This window comes from Allobosea sp. RAF48, assembly GCF_052114025.1.
Lineage (GTDB): Bacteria > Pseudomonadota > Alphaproteobacteria > Rhizobiales > Beijerinckiaceae > Allobosea.
Genome location: NZ_JBFRDZ010000002.1, coordinates 17,607 through 35,839 on the forward strand (window position 1 = coordinate 17,607; position 18,233 = coordinate 35,839).

The 18,233-nt window shown below is 65.9% G+C and carries 15 protein-coding genes; 14 read left to right on the forward strand and 1 reads right to left on the reverse strand.

Annotated elements, in window-relative coordinates; genetic code table 11:
- Positions 1-78 precede the first annotated feature (78 nt).
- The 12 genes from AB4Z10_RS03515 (at position 79) to AB4Z10_RS03570 (ending at position 13,627) form a co-directional block, all read left to right on the forward strand.
- Entirely contained in the window at positions 79-558 is a 480-nt protein-coding gene (locus AB4Z10_RS03515) for a hypothetical protein (RefSeq protein WP_441468993.1), read from the forward strand.
- The gene (locus tag AB4Z10_RS03520; RefSeq protein ID WP_441468994.1) at positions 555-1,133 is read left to right on the forward strand and encodes a peroxidase-related enzyme; all 579 of its coding nucleotides are present in this window, start codon (positions 555-557) and stop codon (positions 1,131-1,133) included. Before AB4Z10_RS03515 ends, AB4Z10_RS03520 begins: the two co-directional genes overlap by 4 nt.
- 4 nt (positions 1,134-1,137) lie before the next feature.
- On the forward strand, positions 1,138-2,106 hold the full coding sequence (locus AB4Z10_RS03525) for a LysR family transcriptional regulator (RefSeq protein ID WP_441468995.1): 969 nt from the start codon (positions 1,138-1,140) through the stop codon (positions 2,104-2,106).
- Complete coding sequence (locus AB4Z10_RS03530; RefSeq protein ID WP_441468996.1) at positions 2,103-3,557, forward strand: SidA/IucD/PvdA family monooxygenase; 1,455 nt, start codon at positions 2,103-2,105, stop codon at positions 3,555-3,557. Before AB4Z10_RS03525 ends, AB4Z10_RS03530 begins: the two co-directional genes overlap by 4 nt.
- Positions 3,557-4,531, forward strand: coding sequence for an ABC transporter permease (locus AB4Z10_RS03535; RefSeq protein ID WP_441468997.1), 975 nt, complete (start codon positions 3,557-3,559; stop codon positions 4,529-4,531). Before AB4Z10_RS03530 ends, AB4Z10_RS03535 begins: the two co-directional genes overlap by 1 nt.
- On the forward strand, positions 4,528-5,427 hold the full coding sequence (locus AB4Z10_RS03540) for an ABC transporter permease (RefSeq protein WP_441468998.1): 900 nt from the start codon (positions 4,528-4,530) through the stop codon (positions 5,425-5,427). The genes AB4Z10_RS03535 and AB4Z10_RS03540 overlap by 4 nt, the downstream gene beginning before the upstream one ends.
- Positions 5,424-6,413, forward strand: coding sequence for an ABC transporter ATP-binding protein (locus AB4Z10_RS03545; protein WP_441468999.1), 990 nt, complete (start codon positions 5,424-5,426; stop codon positions 6,411-6,413). The genes AB4Z10_RS03540 and AB4Z10_RS03545 overlap by 4 nt, the downstream gene beginning before the upstream one ends.
- Positions 6,410-7,435: an ABC transporter ATP-binding protein gene (locus AB4Z10_RS03550; protein WP_441469000.1), complete on the forward strand. Its 1,026-nt coding sequence runs from the start codon at positions 6,410-6,412 to the stop codon at positions 7,433-7,435. The genes AB4Z10_RS03545 and AB4Z10_RS03550 overlap by 4 nt, the downstream gene beginning before the upstream one ends.
- A complete protein-coding gene (locus AB4Z10_RS03555; RefSeq protein ID WP_441469001.1) occupies positions 7,432-9,000 on the forward strand; it encodes an ABC transporter substrate-binding protein in 1,569 nt (522 codons plus the stop codon). The genes AB4Z10_RS03550 and AB4Z10_RS03555 overlap by 4 nt, the downstream gene beginning before the upstream one ends.
- Entirely contained in the window at positions 8,997-10,298 is a 1,302-nt protein-coding gene (locus tag AB4Z10_RS03560; protein ID WP_441469002.1) for an acyl-CoA thioesterase/bile acid-CoA:amino acid N-acyltransferase family protein, read from the forward strand. The genes AB4Z10_RS03555 and AB4Z10_RS03560 overlap by 4 nt, the downstream gene beginning before the upstream one ends.
- Positions 10,299-10,803: 505 nt before the next feature.
- A complete protein-coding gene (locus AB4Z10_RS03565) occupies positions 10,804-12,459 on the forward strand; it encodes an ethylbenzene dehydrogenase-related protein (protein ID WP_441469003.1) in 1,656 nt (551 codons plus the stop codon).
- Between the two features lie 127 nt (positions 12,460-12,586).
- On the forward strand, positions 12,587-13,627 hold the full coding sequence (locus AB4Z10_RS03570; protein WP_441469004.1) for a 2Fe-2S iron-sulfur cluster-binding protein: 1,041 nt from the start codon (positions 12,587-12,589) through the stop codon (positions 13,625-13,627).
- Between the two features lie 21 nt (positions 13,628-13,648).
- On the opposite strand, the gene AB4Z10_RS03575 is transcribed toward AB4Z10_RS03570, so the two are convergent.
- Positions 13,649-14,440 (reverse strand): PstS family phosphate ABC transporter substrate-binding protein, encoded by a 792-nt coding sequence (locus AB4Z10_RS03575; RefSeq protein WP_441469005.1) that lies wholly within the window; start codon positions 14,438-14,440, stop codon positions 13,649-13,651.
- A 101-nt stretch (positions 14,441-14,541) separates the two neighbouring features.
- Between AB4Z10_RS03575 and AB4Z10_RS03580 the strand changes: the two genes are divergently transcribed.
- A complete protein-coding gene (locus AB4Z10_RS03580) occupies positions 14,542-17,265 on the forward strand; it encodes a bifunctional diguanylate cyclase/phosphodiesterase (RefSeq protein WP_441469006.1) in 2,724 nt (907 codons plus the stop codon).
- Between the two features lie 305 nt (positions 17,266-17,570).
- Entirely contained in the window at positions 17,571-18,233 is a 663-nt protein-coding gene (locus AB4Z10_RS03585) for a N5-glutamine methyltransferase family protein (protein ID WP_441469500.1), read from the forward strand.

Genomic DNA, 18,233 nt, shown 5'->3' on the forward strand with positions numbered 1-18,233 from the left:
TCCTTGACTTGGCGCAAACAGCGCGCTTCATTCGCTACAAGCATCAACTCGATAAGTTGATGCATAGAGAGAATTGCTATGACCCAGACCACAGGTCCAGAGGCGTCTCCCTGGCTCGATGCGAAAGCCCTGATCGCGGCGCAAGCGCGCGCCAACATCATCGAAATGAGCCGCCAAGCCGAGGCCGCCGTAATCCAACCCCGCGATCCCGGTGGATTTCCCGCACAGTGGCGCATCGCGATGGCAGCGCGCATCGCGGCCCTGAACGGCCTGACGGATCTGGCCAAGCACTATCTCGCATTGATTGCTGAGCCGGCTTTTCATGACCTTGCCGATCCTGCCCAAACCGGCAGCGATGCGCGGGAACGGGCCGTCGTTGCCTTCATGGACAAGGTCGCCGCCGAGCCGCGTGCGGTCGTCACCGGGGATATCGGCGGGCTGAAGTCGGCTGGCGTCGCCGAGGCCGACATCGTGCGCCTTTGCGAACTCAATGCCTTCATGAGCTACCAGTGCCGCGTCTTCGCCGGGCTCGCTGTACTCAAGGGAGCTGCGGCATGAGCCGGGTCGTCCATCGCTTCACCCGCACCGTCCCGGAATGGCAGCCTCGGGTCACCCCGGTCGATCTGGCCAGCGCCACCCCCGAGCAGCGCGACGCGCTGAAGATCACGCCGTCGAACACCAAGGTCTCGGACTATGTGCTAGTCTTGGCGCATGATCCGGAGACGCTGGCGGTGCGCTCTCCGCTGTTCAACGCGATCATGTACGATCCCGGCGGCATGAGCCGGGCCGAGCGCGAGCTCGGCGCCATCGGCGCCTCGATCGTCAATCGCTGCATCTATTGTGCCGCCGTGCATGCTTCCCGCCATGCACAGCTCAGCAAGGACACGGCCGTCACCGACGAGCTCTTCGCGCGTGGCGAACAGGCAAAGCTTTCGCCGCGCGACCAGGCGATCTTCGACTTCTCGGTCAAGCTCTCGCAATCGCCCCCGGCGGTCACCGAGGCTGATGCCGCCAAGCTGCGCGAGGCCGGCATCAGTGAGGCCGAGGCGGTCGACCTCATCCTCTCCACGGCGCTGTTCGGCTGGGCCAACCGCCTGATGCACGTGCTCGGCGATCCCGTCCGTAACGACTGACGCAATGAGCCGCCTCAAGACCCTCGAGGCGTATCTGCAGGTTGCCTCACTGGGCAGCGTCACCGCGGCGGCGCGCCATCTCGGCGTGTCGCAACCTTCGGTGAGCCGGATGATCCAGGAGCTGGAGCGCGACCTCGGCCAGCCGCTCTTCGAGCGCGCCGGCCAGCGGCTGGTCCTGACGCCGAAGGGCATGGTGCTGCGCGACGATGTCGAGCGGGCGCTGGCCGGTTTCGTCAATCTGTGGGAGCGTGCCCGCGAAGTCGTCGGCGAGGCCGAGCCGCCTATCCGGGTTTCCGCAGTCTCCGCCCTTGCCTTCGGGCTGCTGACCGATGCCTGGAAGGCGATCGGATGCCTCGACGAGCCGCCGCGGCTCGCAATCGAGGTCGAGAATCCCGACCGCGTCCAGAACTCCGTGATGTCTGGCACTGCCCAGATCGGCGCGACCAGCGCGCCCTTGCTGCATCGCGATCTCACCGTCGAGTGGCTGGGCACCGCGCCTTGCGTCCTGGCCGTGCCCGAAGGCGACCCGCTGGCGCGTCGCGAAGGGCCCGTCGAGCTGCAAGCGCTCGCCGGGCGCAGTCTCGTCGGCATGTCGATGCGCCGCGGAGTGCCCGCGCGCATTCGCGCAGCCCTCAACGCAGCCGGCGTCGATGTTCGCGTCCGGGTCCGCACCACCTCGACGATCAATGCGCTCTCCTTCATCGAGGCCGGAGCAGGTGTGGCGATCGTCGAGCCGCTGACATTGACCGGCCGCCCGACGCCGGGCGTCCGCATCCTGCCGCTGGCGACGCCGATCCCCTATTGCTTCGGGGTGGTGACGGCACGCGGCGTCGCCGTCCCCGACAAGGCCCGCGAGCTGATCGCGGCGCTGCAGATTGCGGCGCAGGAGCGGCTGGACGATTTCACCCTGATCCCGCCCGAGGAGCACCACGCCCTCCTCGCCTCGCTGACCAAACAGGAGATGCGGCTGTGACAGCCGATCAAGACAATTTTCCCGAGGGGCTGGCAGCGCTGAACCGCCGCGTCGCCCGCGAACTCGAACTGCTGACTCTCCCGGCCGCCCAGTGGGTGCCCGCGCGCAGCGCCGAGGGCGAGCCGCTGCTCGACGTCGCGGTCATCGGCGCCGGCATGGCCGGGCTGGCAGCGGCAGGCGCGCTGCGCAACATCGGCGTGCGCGCCGTCAATTACGATCGCCGCCCGAAGGGCTTCGAAGGCCCCTGGGCAACGACCGCGCGCATGGAGACGCTGCGTTCGCCCAAGACCCTGACGGGGCCGGCGCTCGGCATTCCATCGCTGACCTTCCGGGCCTGGTTCGAGGCGCAGTTCGGCGCCGAGGATTGGGAGCAGCTCGACAAGATCCCGCGCCTGATGTGGATGGATTATCTGCGCTGGTTCCGCGACGTGCTGCGCCTCGATGTCCGCAACGGCCATGACGTCACCGCGATCCGCCTGCATCCGGACCATATCGCGGTCGAGATGGCGACGGAGAAGGGGCCTCGCCATGTGCGCGCCCGCCATGTCGTGCTGGCGACCGGCCGTGACGGGCTCGGCGGTCCGGTCGTGCCCGAGCTCGCCCGCGATCTGCCGCGCGAGCGTTGGGCCCATTCCTCCGACCCCAATGATTACGCCGAGCTGCGCGGCAAGCGCGTCGCCGTCATCGGCGCTGGCGCCTCGGCGATGGACAGCGCCGGCACGGCGCTCGAAGCCGGCGCGGCGCAAGTCGACCTGCTGATCCGGCGTCGGGACCTGCCGCGCATCAATCGCGGCAAGGGCATGGGCCATGCCGGCGCCGTTGCCGGGTATCGCTATCTGCCCGATGACTGGAAGTGGCGGATCAACAGCTATGTCGCTCGCGAGCAGGTGCCTCCCCCGCGCGCCAGCGTCCTGCGCGTCTCCGGCCATCCCAACGCCTTCTTCCGGCTCGGCACCTCGCTGGTCTCGGCCCGGATGGAAGGCCATGAGGTCGTCCTTGAGACCAGCATCGGCCCGATGCGGTACGACTTCGTCATCTTCTCGACCGGCTTCAAGGTCGATTGGGGCAATCGTCCCTTCCTCTCGGAAATCGCCGCATGCGCCCGCAACTGGGTCGATCGCGGCGTTCCGCCCGATGCGGAGGAGAGCCTCGGCGCCATGCCCGATCTCGGCCCGGCCTTCGAGTTCCTGCCCAAGATTCCCGGCACCTGCCCCGGCCTCGCCCGTGTGCACTGCTTCTGCTATCCGGCGATGATGTCCCACGGCACCGTGTCCGGCGACATTCCGGCGATCAGCGACGGAGCCCTGCGGCTTTCGCAGGCCATCGCCGGGCGACTCTATGTCGAGGATGTGGAGAGCCATTTCCAGCGCGGGCAGGACTACGCTGAGCCCGAGATCTTCGGCGACGAGTGGGTGCCGATCCTGCCTGAAGAGACGGCGGTTCCGGTCTGATGCTTGGCTGGCTGCTCCAACGTATCGCGCAAGCGCTCCTCGTCATCGTGGCGATGTCGCTCGTCGTGTTCCTGGGCATGCACGCCATTGGCAATCCCGCCGACATTCTGCTTGCGCCTGACGCGACGCAGGCCGACCGTGCCGAGCTCATCGCGCAGCTCGGCCTCGATCGCCCGCTCTGGCAGCAATATCTCAGCTTTGCAGCGAGTGCGCTGCGGGGCGATCTCGGCCGCAGCTTCGTCTACAACGTCCCAGCTGTGACGCTGATCCTGCAGCGCCTGCCGGCAACGCTCGAACTTGCCTTCGCCGCGACGATCTTCGCGATCACCCTCGGCGTGCCGCTCGGGCTCTATGCCGGGCTCTATCCCGAGCGCCCATTTTCGAAGCTGATCCAGACCGGCAGCATCCTCGGCTTCTCACTGCCGACCTTCTGGGTCGGGCTCCTGCTGATCATGACCTTCAGCGTGTCGCTCGGCTGGCTTCCGGCAAGCGGGCGCGGCCAAACGGTGCGTGTCTTCGGCGTCGAATGGTCCTTCCTGACACTGAATGGCTGGCGCCACCTGCTGCTGCCGGCGATCAACCTGTCGCTGTTCAAGGTCTCGCTGGTGATCCGGCTGACGCGGGCCGGCGTGCGCGAGGTGCTGCCGCTCGATTACGTCCGCTTTGCGCGGGCGAAGGGGCTGCGCCGCGGCCGGATCGTCATGATGCACATCCTGCGCAACATCATGATCCCGCTGGTGACGGTGCTCGGGCTCGAGCTCGGCTCGACCATCGCCTTCGCGGTTGTGACCGAGAGCATCTTCGCCTGGCCGGGCTCCGGCAAGCTCATCCTCGACAGCATCAACGCGCTCGACCGGCCGGTGGTCATGGCCTACCTGCTCGTGGTCGTGACGCTCTTTGTCGTCATCAATCTCGTCGTCGACATTCTCTACCGCATCCTCGATCCGCGCGTCCGCGAGGAGGCCTCGGCATGACGAGCGTTCCCGTCGTCACCGGCCGCCGCCCCGCGATCAGCGCGCTCATCCGCTTCCTGCGGGCGCCTGCGGCCGTGATCGGGCTTGGCCTGCTGACGCTGCTGATCCTTGGCGCCGTCTTCGCCGCACAGATCGCGCCGCAGAACCCCTTCGACCTCGCGGCCATCGACGTGCTCGACGCAAGGCTTCCACCCGGCTCGGCCTCCTCGGGCGGCGATCTCACCTATTGGCTCGGCACCGACGGCCAGGGCCGCGATCTCTTCTCCGCCATCCTCTACGGACTGCGCACCAGCCTCACGGTCGGCGTCGGCTCGGCGGTGCTGGCTGGCATTCTCGGCATCCTGCTCGGCCTGATCGCGGCCTGGAGCGGCGGGTTCGTCGATGCGCTGATCATGCGGCTCGTCGACCTGCTGATGTCACTGCCCTCGATCCTCGTTGCGTTGCTGATGCTCGCGCTGCTGGGCCGGGGCATCGGCAATGTCGTGCTGACGCTGGTGCTGCTGGAATGGGCCTATTACGCCCGCACGGCGCGCGCCCAGGCGCTGGTCGAGCGCAAGCGCGACTATTTCGAGGCGGCGCGGGGGCTGGGGCTTCCGACCTCGCGCATCCTGCTGCGCCATGTCCTGCCCAACTGCCTGCCGCCGCTGCTCGTCATCGCCGCCTTGCAGGTCGCGCGCGCGATCACGCTGGAGGCGACGCTCTCCTTCCTCGGCCTGGGCGCCCCGGTGACGCAGCCCTCGCTGGGCCTGCTGATCGCCAACGGCTTCCAGTTCATGCTCTCGGGCGAATACTGGATCAGCTTCTTTCCGGGCCTGACGCTGCTTACCGCCATCGTCGCGATCAATCTGGTCGGCGACCGCCTGCGCGAGGTGCTCGATCCGAGGGCGCTGAAATGACCGCGCCGCTGCTCGAAGTCCTTAATCTGCGCACCCGCTTCCGCACGGATCGCGGCGATCTCGACGCCGTGCGCGACGTCTCCTTCACGCTGCGTGCCGGAGAGACGCTCGGCCTCGTCGGCGAGAGCGGCTCGGGCAAGTCCGTGACCGGCTTCTCGATCATGGGGCTGATCGATCCGCCCGGCCGGATCGTCGGCGGCGAGATCCTGTTCCGCGGGCAGGACCTGACAAAGCTCGACGAGGAGAGCCTGCGCCGCCTGCGCGGCAACCGCATCGCCATGGTCTTTCAGGACCCGATGATGACGCTGAACCCGGTGCTCCGGATCAGCACACAGATGATCGAGACGATCCGCGCCCACGAAACGATCGACGAGGCCTCGGCCCGCATCCGCGCGCGGGATCTGCTGGGCGCTATGGGCATCCCGAGCCCGGAGGCGCGGCTCGACGCCTATCCGCATCAGCTCTCGGGCGGCATGCGCCAGCGCGTCGCCATCGCCATCGCACTGATCAACCGGCCCGACCTGATCATCGCCGACGAGCCGACGACCGCGCTCGATGTCTCGATCCAGGCGCAGATCCTGGCCGAGGTGCAGCAACTGACCCGCGAGAGCGGCACTGCGCTGCTCTGGATCACCCACGACCTCTCGGTCATCGCCGGCATCGCCGACGAGATCGCCGTGATGTATGCCGGCCGCATCGTCGAGCAGGGTGGCGCCGATGCGGTTCTCGACCGGCCGAGCCACCCCTACACGGCCGGGCTGATCGGCAGTCTGCCGGGCGCGAGTGCGCCGGGCTCGATGCTGGTCCAGATTCCCGGCACCACGCCGGACATGGTCGACCCGCCTGATGGCTGCGCCTTCGGGCCGCGCTGCGCGCGCCGTGCCGATGATTGCGCCCGCCAGCCCGCCTTCACGCAAGGCGAACACAAGCTGCGCTGCTTCCACCCTCTCTCCGGCCCGGCTTCGCTCGCCGAGGTGGCGGCATGACGACGATCGCTTCCTCTTCCGCTCCCGCGCTTGAGACGCGCGACCTGAGCCGCCGTTTCGGCCGTGCGGACGGGCTTGCGGTCAAGCTGCGTCTCGCCAAGCGTCAGCCTGTCATCCATGCGCTCGACGGTATCGACCTCACCATCCCGACCGGCGAATTCGTCGGCCTCGTCGGCGAATCCGGCAGCGGCAAGTCGACCCTGGGGCGCATCGCTGCCGGACTGCTGCCGCCGAGCGGCGGCGATGTTCGCGTCTTCGGGCGCGATCCGCAGGGTGACCGCTCGGTTCATCGCGACGTGCAGCTCATCTTCCAGGACCCGCAGGCGAGCTTGAACCCGCGCATGCGCGTCGCCGCGGCGATCGGCGAGGCGCCGCTCGTCCACGGCATGGTCGGTCGCTCCGAACTCGACGACTATGTCTGCGCGCAGATGCGCCGGGCCGGGCTCGATCCCGCCTATCGCCAGCGCTTTCCGCACCAGTTCTCCGGTGGGCAGCGCCAGCGCATCTCGATCGCCCGTGCGCTCGCCATGCAGCCGCGCTTCCTGGTCTGCGACGAGTCGGTTGCCTCGCTCGACGTCTCGATCCAGGCTCAGATCCTGAACCTGTTCATGGAGCTGCGACGCGATCTCGACCTGACCTATCTCTTCATCAGCCACGATCTGCGCGTCGTCCAGCACATCGCCGACCGCGTCGTCATCATGTATCTCGGTCGCATCGTCGAGGACGCGCCCGCCGCTCGGTTCTTCGGCAGTCCCAACCACCCCTATACGCGCGGACTGCTGGCGGAGATCCCCGACCTGAAGCAGCGCCGGCGGGTCTATGCTCCGGTCAAGGGCGAGATTCCGAGCCCCGCCGCGCCGCCGCCCGGCTGCCATTTCCACCCGCGCTGCCCGGCCGCCTTCGCGCGCTGCCGTGTCGAAAAGCCCGTCCTGCGCGCGATCGCGCCGAGCCACCGTTCCGCCTGCCACCTCAACGACGCTTCCGCGGTTCCAGCCCGCGCGCAAACAGGAGAGATCGCATGACCAAACTGAGTAGGCTTGCCCTGTCCGCGGCACTGATCGTCGCCGCGGGGACCGCCCGGGCGGACGATCTGCGCATCGGCTTCGCCGATCCGGTCTCGGCCATCGATCCCCAGCTCAACAACTATGCCGGCGACCATTCGGTGGCGCAGCATTTCTGGCCCGCCATCGTCGCGCAGAAGACGATCGGCGGCCTGGCCCCCGGCCTCGCCTCGGCCTGGAAGAACACCTCGCCCACCACCTGGGAATTCAAGATCCGCGACAAGGCGGTCTGGACCGACGGCCAGCCGGTGACAGCCGAGGACATCGCCTTTTCCTACGAGCGCGCCCAGAACGTGCCGGGCTCTGCAGCGAGCTTCAAGAGCTTCCTGCGCAGTGTCGCCAAGGTCGAGGTCAAGGACCCGCATACGCTGGTGATCACCACCAAGGAGCCGGACCCGCTGCTGCCGATCAACATCTCCAGCATCTACATCGTCAGCAAGCATATCGGCCAGAAGGCGACGACCGACGACTACAACAGCGGCAAGGCGATGGTGGTCGACGGCCCCTATGCCTTCGTCAGCTACACGCCCGGCGACCGCGTCGAGATGAAGCGCAACGACACCTACTGGGGCGAGAAGGCCGAGTGGGACAAGGTCAGCTACCGCTATATCGCCAATCCGGCGGCGCGCACCGCGGCGCTGCTGTCGGGCGATGTCGACGTGATCGACAAGGTCTCGTTCTCCGACATCGAGAAGTTGGAGAAAAACCCCAAGGTCAAGGTCTGGTCCTATCCCGGTCTGCGCGCGCTGATCCTGCAGCCGAGCTTCAATCCCGCACCGTCGAAATTCCTCACGGACAAGGCCGGCAAGCCGCTCGACAAGAACCCGCTGCTCGACGCGCGTGTCCGCCAGGCGCTCAACATGGCGATCAACCGCGAGGCGATCGCCGACCGCGTCGCGCGAGGCGGCGTGACGGTCGCGACGCAGTGGATGCCGGAAGGCACCTTCGGCTACAATCCCGACTACGCCAAGATCGCGGTCGATCCGAACAAGGCGAAGGCTCTCCTGGCCGAGGCCGGCTATCCCAACGGCTTCAAACTGACCATGCATGTGCCGGGCGAGCGCTATCCGCTGGCGCCCGAGACCGCGCAGGCCGTCGCCCAGTTCTGGACCCGCATCGGCGTCGAGACCCAGGTCGAGGTCGTGCCCTTCTCGGTCTATGTCGGCGGCGCCAACAAGAACGAATACGCGATGAGCATCATCGGCTGGGGCAACGGCACCGGCGAGGGCACCTATGCCATGACCTCGATCCTGGCGACCGTCGATCCGGCGAAGGGGCTCGGCGCCTCGAACTGGGGCCGCTACAGCAATCCCAGGCTGGACGAGGCGCTCGCCAAGGCCGGCGCCGAATTCGACGATGCCAAGCGCGAAGCGATCATCAAGGACGCCGTCAAGGTAGTGATGGACGATGCCGGGATCATCCCGCTCTACCATTACAAGAACATCTGGGCGAGCCGGCCGGACCTCAAGGTCGTGCCCTGGAACAGCGACCGTACCGTCGCCATGCAGGTCAGCAAGGCGAAGTGACGGTCGCAGCTATGGCCGTCGCGCTGATCGTCGAACCCGCCGTCGAACTGATCGACGTGCCCCGCCGGATTGCCCTCTCCGGGTTGCCGGCGGGCGCCGAGGTGACCCTCGCAGCGGAAACGCTGCGGGGAGACCAGCTCTGGCGGGCAGACGCGGTCTTCATCGCCGCGGCCGATGGGACCGTCGACCTGATGCGGGATGCGCCGTTGCGCGGCGACTATGCCGGCGTCGAGCCAATGGGGCTGATCTGGGCCCAGACCGGGACCGGCGACCTGTTCGATCCCGACATGGCCCGTCCGCTGGAGACGACGCTCTCCGCCCGCCTCGGCGACCAGCCCGTTGCCTCGGCTGGCTTCACTCAGGTTCTGATGGCCGAGGGGGTCGTGCGCCGCCCCGTGTCAGAGGATGGGCTCGTCGGCACGCTCTTCCTGCCGGCGGGGGATGGGCCGCACCCGGCGATCATGATCCTCAACGGCTCCGGCGGCGGCATCAACGAACCGCGCGCGGCGCTCTGGGCCTCGCGTGGCGTCGCGGCACTGGCGCTCGGCTATTTCGGCGCGCCCGGCCTGCCGAAATACATCTCGAACACGCCGCTTGAATATTTCGCTGGAGGACTCGACTGGCTGCGCGCCGCGGTGCGCCCGAAGAACGATTTCGTCGCGGTCGCCGGGCAATCACGCGGCGGCGAGCTCGCGCTGCTGCTCGGTGCGAGCTTTCCCGAAAAGGTATCGGCGGTGCTGGGCTATGTGCCGAGCGCCTTCGTCCATGGCGGGCAGGCCGCCGCCGATCCTGCACCGGGACTCGGCCGCGACGGCCCCTGCTGGACGCTGGATGGCAAGCCGCTCGTCCATCAATGGCAGGACAACGCCACGGCGAGCTGGAAGCCCTATGACGAAGCCGCGGGTGTGCGCCGCAATGCCGATGCGATGCGCACGGCGCTCGGTGATCCCCGCGCAATGGCGCGCGCACGGATTCCGGCCGAGCGGATTGCCGGCCCGGTGCTGTTGCTCTCAGGCGGGGATGATGGTGCCTGGCCCTCGGACCTCTATTCCCTCATCGTGCAGTCGAGCCTGATGGCTGCTGGCCATCAGCATGAGGTCGTCTGGGAGAATTGGTCCGAAGCGGGGCATTCCATCCTGTTCCCCTACACCCCGGCCACGCGCATCTCCCATCGCCACCCGATGAACGGGACCTCTTCGACCATGGGCGGAACGCCCGCCGCGAATGCAGAGGCCAACGCAGGTGCCTGGGCCAGCGCCTATGCTTTTGTGAAGCGTCACTCCGGGCTGGCCGGCTGAGGGCAATGAGCGGAGCGGGTGCGCTTGCGCCGTGCCGCTTTGCTCTTGATGCCAGGCACACGCGGCGCCGGGCTTCGCCGTCTGCATCATGACGACCCCTGCCCTCGCCCTTCAGACGCTGACTGGCGCAGGCCTTTTCGTAAGGCGCGGTTGAGCCCTCTTTTGCCCGCCCAACATTAGATCGATGGCTTGCTCGCATTCAGGCGCCATCCCGCTCTAGTCCGCGGCAACGCCCTGCGACGTTCGAGACGGATCAACAGTCCCTGTGGCTAGCCGGATGACGAGCTTGCCCCCAGAACGCAGTTAAGTTTCATTAACCATGCAGTCGGGGGGCTTCATGTCGACGCGTCCTGCCAGATCGAGGTTGATCATGACCGGGTCGAACGTGGAGCTTACGGACTCAGCCGAAAGGCCGCGAGTGCGCGAGGCCCAGCTTACGTCAACCGCCGCACGGGAGACACCGAACCGGCAAACCCCGTCGGAAGCGAGTTGGCCATCAACCGATGTGGGCACGCTGTTGCTGCATTGGCTGACGGTGGGGGCCGTGATGGTGAGCCTCGCCACCGGATTGCGCATTTCCGCCGATGCGCTCGATGCCGTGATTTCGCGATGGATGGCGCCGATCTTGCCGCAGGGCGAGATCTGGAGCGTCCATATCATCGCCGGCCTCACGCTTTTCGGGGCATCGACGGCCTATCTCGCCTATATGGCGCTCAGCGGCCTCGGCAATCGCGTCGCTCTTCGGCGGCTGAAGATGTGGCGGATGGCCACCACGTCAAAGCTGCGCTGGATGAGCGCGAACATCCTGCTCCATTGGCTGCTCTATGCCCTGGTCATCGTGCTCACCGTGACGGGCATCCTGCTATATCTCGGCTTCGGCGGTTGGGTTGTTTCCGTCCATGTGACGGCGGCAATGAGCATGCTCGCCTATACGCTCGTCCATATCCTGTCGCATTTCGGCTATGGCGGCTGGCGCCAGCTGCTCCGGATCTTCAGGCCGGCCCGGCTCATGCCGGCAGCGGGGCGACGCAGCCAGCGGCCTTTGCTGATGGCCACCGTTATCGCAATCCCGGTCGCCGCCGCTGCGGTCGGGCTCGATTTCGGTAGCCGCGACGAACTGGTCGTCGGGCAGGCGCGAACCCCGCCGACGCTGGATGGAGTGCTCGACGAAGACGTCTGGCGCAACGCGCGGCCGGTTCGGGTCAGGACGCAGCAGGGGGCCAATCTCGGCGGATCAGGCGAGTCGACCGTCGAAATCCGCGCCGTGCACGATGGCGCCAAGATCTATTTTGCCTTCCGCTGGCAAGACCCGACGCGCTCGCTCGCCCGGCTTCCCCTGCTCAAGCAGCAGGATGGCTGGCATGTCGTCGGCACGCATGCCGGCGAAGCCGATGTGGTCGATTTCTACGAGGACAAGTTCGCTGTAATCTTCTCGCGCTCAGACGGTTTTGGAGCCGGCGGAGCGACCCATCTCGGCCCGAAGCCGCTCGACGACAAGCCCTCTTCGCTCAATCAGCGAGGCCTCCATTACACCGGCGATGGGTCGGTCATCGACATGTGGCAATGGAAGGCCTCCCGCGGCGGCCTGCTTGGCTACATGGATGATCAATATATCGGCCCCCCGCGCGAGCCGACGGCCGACGAGGCGGCCAAGCGGGCACGTTACCAAGGGGGATACTGGAACGATCCCGGCCGAGCCTTCTACAGCTATAATTTCGGCTTCGAAGGGCCTGGCGGCTATGCCGGCCCCGTCACGCCGAAACGGTTGCCCAACGATCCCGCCGCGACCATGGCCGCTCTTGGCCGGTTCGACGCAAAGAACCCCGAGCTGATTCATGATGAGGGCACCCGGTGGTGGCTTACCGAGACCGACAGCGCCCCCTACAGCGCAGAGGCCGATGCACGCATACCGGTCGGCACCGTCATGCCCGGCGTGGTGATCCTGGGTGCCTATGAAGGAGATCGCGCCCAGATCCGTGCCGGAGCGCGCTGGAAGGACGGGTACTGGACCCTGGAAGCCTCGCGTGATCTCAGAACGGGCAGTGCCTACGATGTCGATTTCGAGCCTGGAACGCCCGTTTATCTCTGGGTGGCAGTGTTCGACCACACGCAGACGCGGCATACGCGGCACGTTCGCCCCGTCACCCTCAAGCTGCACTAAGGCAGCCGGCCACTTTTCGGAGAAGGCGCTCACACAAAGGCCTGGATCGCCACCTCGCGTCCGATAAGGCGCGCGGCGATCCAGCCAGGGCAGGTCGCCTCGATCAGCACCGCGAACAGAGTAGGCCATGGCTAAGCAGGTATCCCTCGTCGTGAATGGCAAAGCAGCCGCGGTCGCGCGGGGCGACAGCCTGCTCGAAGCGGCCATGGGCGCGGGCATCCTGATTCCGCATGATTGCTGCACAGGCCAGTGCGAGACCTGCCGCGTCCGGGTCTATGCTGGCGAAGTCGATGCGCAGGGAACGCAACAGGGCGATACGGTGTTGGCTTGCCAGGCCCGCGTGATCGGCGACGCCGTCCTCCAGTTCGATGCGGTTCCCGAGGTTCGCAAGCTGGCCGCAACAGTCTCGGCCATTCGCCCGATCTCACCCGACATCATCGAAGCCACGCTCCTGCTCAGGAGGGATTTCACCTACCTCCCGGGCCAATACGTCAAATGCAAATTCAACGGGTACCCGAGCCGCGACTACAGCCCGACCTTGCGCACCGACGGAACCGGGGAGCGCAATGAGCTGATCCTGCAGATCCGCCGGCAGGTCGGCGGGGTCGTATCGCCAGACCTCGGAACACGCATCCGCCCAGGGCACAAGGTGACCGTGCAAGGGCCTTACGGCAGTGCATTCCATCGGACTGGCGCCGGGCGTATCGTTCTGGTCGCAGCCGGCACCGGCTGGGCTCCCATCTGGGCCATTGCCCGCGCAGCGCGTTACCGCGAGCCGTCACGGGAGATGGTCGTGATCGTCGGTGCGCGCGACGCCCGCAATCTCTACATGGCCGACTCGCTGGCCTGGTTGGCTGAAACCGGCGTTGCCAGCATCATGCCCACCAGCAGCGGCGCCAAGGCAGCCGGCATCCTGAGTGGTCGCCCGACCGATCATATGCCGGCGCTCCGCCCGGATGACGCGGTCTACGTCGCCGGCTCCTTCGAGATGGTGGCGGCGGTGCAGGCGCGTTGCGAGGCTGCCGGCACGACCTGCTACGCCGACCCATTCGTCGCCTCGGTGGCAAAGCGGACGATAAGGGACAGGATCGCGGGCTTCTTCTTTGCGCGCTCTGCAAACTGGCCCAAGGCGCCGCAGACCCAGACGACTGAAAACCTCCGCCCCTGAAGCAGCGCTGTCTCGCCGGGCTCAGGGCGCTGTCGGAATGGCGCCGAACTCCCGGATCACGCTGCCCGCATCTGGGATGCGGGTGAAGGCGATGAACTTCTCCGCCTCCGGCGTCAGCGCACCTTCCTTGTAGACATAGGCTATTTCACCGCTGCTCGAATAGCGCGGATCCAACGGATGGAGGCCGTCGACCTTCAGCACCTGTGTGCCGATGTCGAGAAGCCGGCTATACGGCCCGAAGCCGATCGTGCCCTCCGTCAGGCGAACCGTCTCGACGGCCTCCTGGGTCGACGTCGCCGTCTTCGAGCGTTCGGTGATCTCGAGGTTTCGCCAACCCGGCATGGTAGCCCGCAAGGTCGTGAGCGTGCTGTCCGCCTCTTCGCGCCGGACGACGCGGATGCGCTGGTCGGCTCCGCCGACGTCCTTCCAGTTGGAAATCCGGCCCGCATAGATGCCTGTCAATTGCTCTCCGCTCAGTTGCGTAACGCCAGCGCTGGGATGAACGAAGAAGGCGCAGGATATCTTGGCCACCGGGACGTAGATCAAGCCGCGTGCCCGCTCGGCATCGGTGAGCACACGGGCGACGCGAGCCAGCTTCGCCGTTCCGGAGCCGACAGCGGCAATGCCGCCGCCCGAGCCGATACTGGGAGGAATCTTGACCTCTATGGTCGGTTCGACGTCCCGGAAGCGCTTGGCGACGGCCTGAAGCATCTCCACGCCATCCCCCGTGCCGACCACGATCAGCTCGTCGGCCCTGACGGGATTGCAGAGAGCCAGGAGACCAAAGATCAATGCAGTCGAGCAGGATGTCATAGATCGATAAAATCTTCCGCTGAAGGATGATCAGAATTGCCATGACCGCATGAACAATTTCTAACCGAAAACGTAAAAATGATAGGATTTTTCTTCTAGTTTTGAATTTACGTAAGCTTCAATGGTTGCTGCCAGGATGGACGAAAAATTTCCGTCGTGGAGTGGGCTTCGTGCCGCAGGATCAGGCCAGCGCCAGGCAGATCGATAAACCTGGCCGCACGGATGGGCGTTCCCTGCGCCATGTATTAAGGTCCATGGGCGCCCGGAGGTGGCGCCTGCGCTCAGCTTGGCGTGATTGGATTTCGACGGCTCATATCGGAACGCATCTTGCCTTCGTGGTCATGGTGACGGGAGCCGTAACCTTTGCCGTCGTTGGGCTCGTTGCCCTGTTGCGCCTCAGTGAGGATGCCGTCGAGCAGGCGCATGCGCTGGCACAGCTGTCCCGTCAGCAGATCGCGCGCAGGCTCGACGCCGAAGCCTTGCTCGCCCAGGCACGCGTCTCGGTCCTGCTCGGCGAAGCGAGTCGGCAAACGCGGTATCTCGCCCAGCGGCTCGACATCGTGAAGGCAGTCGATTCCGCCAATCATGTGGCCATTCAGGAGTTGCTGGCTCCCGCCAGCGTCACCGGCGAACTCGACGCTTTGCTCGTCGCCGATGCGACCGGCTCCGTCATCGGCGGCAGCCGCGTGTCAGACCTGCTCGCCGCTTCGGAAGCTCTCTCGGCACTTGGCGTCAAGGAGGCCATCACTTCGATCTTCAAGGACAATCGCCGCCTGGTCCGATGGTCTCATCACGCAACGTACCGGGTGTCGGAAAGCTTCAATGCCGCGGTAGGGCTCCCGCAAGGCCGAACCATCGCACATCTCGCGATCGAACCCGTCTTTGACGACTTCGGCGATGTGGCGGGAGCGCTGGTGGGTCTGAGAACGCTCGCCCCTTCGGAGAAAACTCTCGAGCTCTTCGCCGGAATTGTACAGGCCGGGGTCGCTGTCGTGGATAGCGACAAGATCATCTCCGCCGGCGGTGAGCCGCCGGTCGGCCTCAAGCCAGCGGCTTCGCAAACACCGGATGGTCTGCTCACGATGGACGGGAGCGGGCGCGTGGCGCGTTGCGTCCCCGATCAACTCGGCCTTCTGGTCTGCGTCCATGTCGATGCCGCGCAGGTCGAGGAAACGCAGAATGAACTGCAGCGCATCAGCGAGCGCCAGGCCGGCACCCTGTTTCGATGGTTCCTGTTTCTTGCTGCTGGCGCGCTCGGCGTGCTGGTGCTGGTGGTCTTGATCAGCGTCAAGCGCGCCACCCGCGGTCTGCCTCAATTGGCGTCCGCCGCGACGTCGGTGGCGCGCGGCGACCTCGATATCCCGTTCAACGCATCCGGTATCGGCGAGGTGCGCAGCCTCGGGCAAGCCTTCGAAGTGATGCTCTCGAACCTTCGCGAGAGCCTTGGCCGCATCCGGCAGCTCGCCTTCTTCGACCAGATGACGGAGCTCGCCAACCGGGAGAAGATCCGCATCGAGGGGATGAGCACCTTGCTGAGCGGCAAGGATGTCGTGGCCTTCTTCTTCATCGACGTCGACCGCTTCAAATCGATCAACGACACGTTCGGCCACAAGACAGGCGACGTTCTGCTTCGGCAGTTGGCCTCTCGCCTCAAGCAGTTCTTCGAGGAGCGGCAGGAGGCTGGAGACTTCCGTCATTTCTCGGCCGGGCGCTTGAGCGGTGACGAGTTCCTGATCATTCTGAGCGGGCCGCTGACCGTTGATGGCCTCCGTGCTTGTGCAGAAGCTCTGATCCAGAGATTGAGCGAGAATTACGTCATCGATCGCACCCATATGACGATCGGAGCAAGTATCGGAATTGCGATCTCCGGCCGGGACGGCGTCAGATATGACGAACTTCTCGTCAACGCCGATGTTGCGATGTACGAAGCCAAACGGAAGGGGCGGAACTCTTTCGCGTTCTTCACCGCGGAAGCGGCGGAGCTCATGCATGAGCGGAGAGCGCTCGAGCAGGACCTGCGAACCGCATTGCGGGACGGCTCGCTCGATGTCTTCTACCAGCCGATGATCTCTCTGGCCGACAACGGAGTTGTGGGGGCCGAGGCTCTGGTGCGTTGGGCGCATCCCTCGCGGGGCGCCATTCCTCCCGGAAAGTTCATCAGCGTCGCGGAAGAAGCAGGCTTGATCGCCGATCTCGGCCAATTTGTCCTCGCGCGGGCGATAGAGGAGCTTCGCCAAGCGGGCGAGATCAGAATCTCGGTCAATGTCTCGGTCCTGCAACTGGAAGATCCGACTTTTGCCATCTCGGTGGAGAACTGCCTCCTGAAGGCAGGTGTGCCGCCCTCGCGCCTCGAGTTGGAGGTGACCGAGTCCGTGGCCATGCGTGCTTCGGACGTTGTTCAAAGACAGCTGAGGCAATTGCGGGCGCTTGGCGTCCGCTTCTCGATCGACGATTTCGGAACCGGCTACTCCAATCTCTCGATGCTCGCCCGCCTGAAGTTCGATACGCTCAAGATCGATCGTTCGCTGGTTCAGGGTGCGCGAGCGAGCGTCGAACAGCAGGTGATCGTCCGGACGATTCTGTCGTTGTCGCGCTCGCTGGGCTTCGGCACCATTGTCGAGGGCATCGAGCAGGTGGAGGATCTGGCCTTCATGATGAAGGAAGGTGCCGACGTGGCTCAAGGCTACTATTTCAGCGAGGCACTTCCGATCCGGAGCTTTGAGGCCTTCGTGAATGCAAGACGCCTGCGCCAGATCTCCAGGTCCGGCAAAATGCTCCTGAGCCAGCTTGAACCTTATCCGGATATCAAGCGCTCATCGCGATAGGCCCAGAACGCTCTGGCTCGCGACCTCCCTGACAATGGCATCGGGTCCGATCTTGCGCGGCAGCTGATTTGGGCAGTGCGGGGCGCGGCGATCCCCGTCCGTATCAAACGCTCCAGGTCCTTGGGTCGGTCCGTCGGAAGAAGCCCTTCCGCTCGGCAAATCGAGCAGTCGCGGTTTTTCAGCGGCCGTTTACCGGAGCGCGATAGTTCATCATGCATGTATTCCCGTCCAGTGACGGAGGAGCCGCCGTGCCGCCCAAAGAATCTGCCCCACCCGGCGGCTTCGAGCCTCGCCTGCATCGTTTCATGAGCGTGACGCTGGAACTTGCTCCTGGCGTTCTCGTGCCGCGTCAGGAAACCGAGCTGCTCGGAAGGCGCGCGATCGCGATCCTTCACGATCGCGCTCCGGGTTCCACGGTGATCGACATGTGCTGCGGCTCGGGCAACCTTGCTTTGGCAATCGCAGCCGGAGTTCCATCGGCCCGTGTCTGGGCGGCGGACATGACCGACAGCACGGTTGCGCTGGCCCGGAGCAATGCCGAGCGCTTGGCCGTTCAGGACCGTGTCACCATCCGGCAAGGCGATCTGTTCGGCGCCCTGGCAGAGGACGGGCTTGCCGGCGCGGCCGACATGATCGTCTGCAACCCGCCTTATATCTCGACCGCACGCCTCGAAGGCGAGAGCGCTCATCTGCTGGAAGCCGAGCCGCGCGAGGCCTTCGACGGGGGGCCTTATGGCATCTCGATCCATCAGCGGCTGATCCGGGACGCAGTCGATTTCCTTAAGCCGGACGGCTGGCTGCTGTTCGAGTTCGGGCAGGGGCAGGACCGCCAGGTCACGGCGCTGATAACCAGAACCAAAGCCTATGAGCCCGTGACATTCGCCGCGGACGAAGACGGAATGCCGCGCGTCGCGCTTGCTCGCAAACTGCGGAACGGCGCGCCCGCGACCGCATCCTCGGCTGGTTGA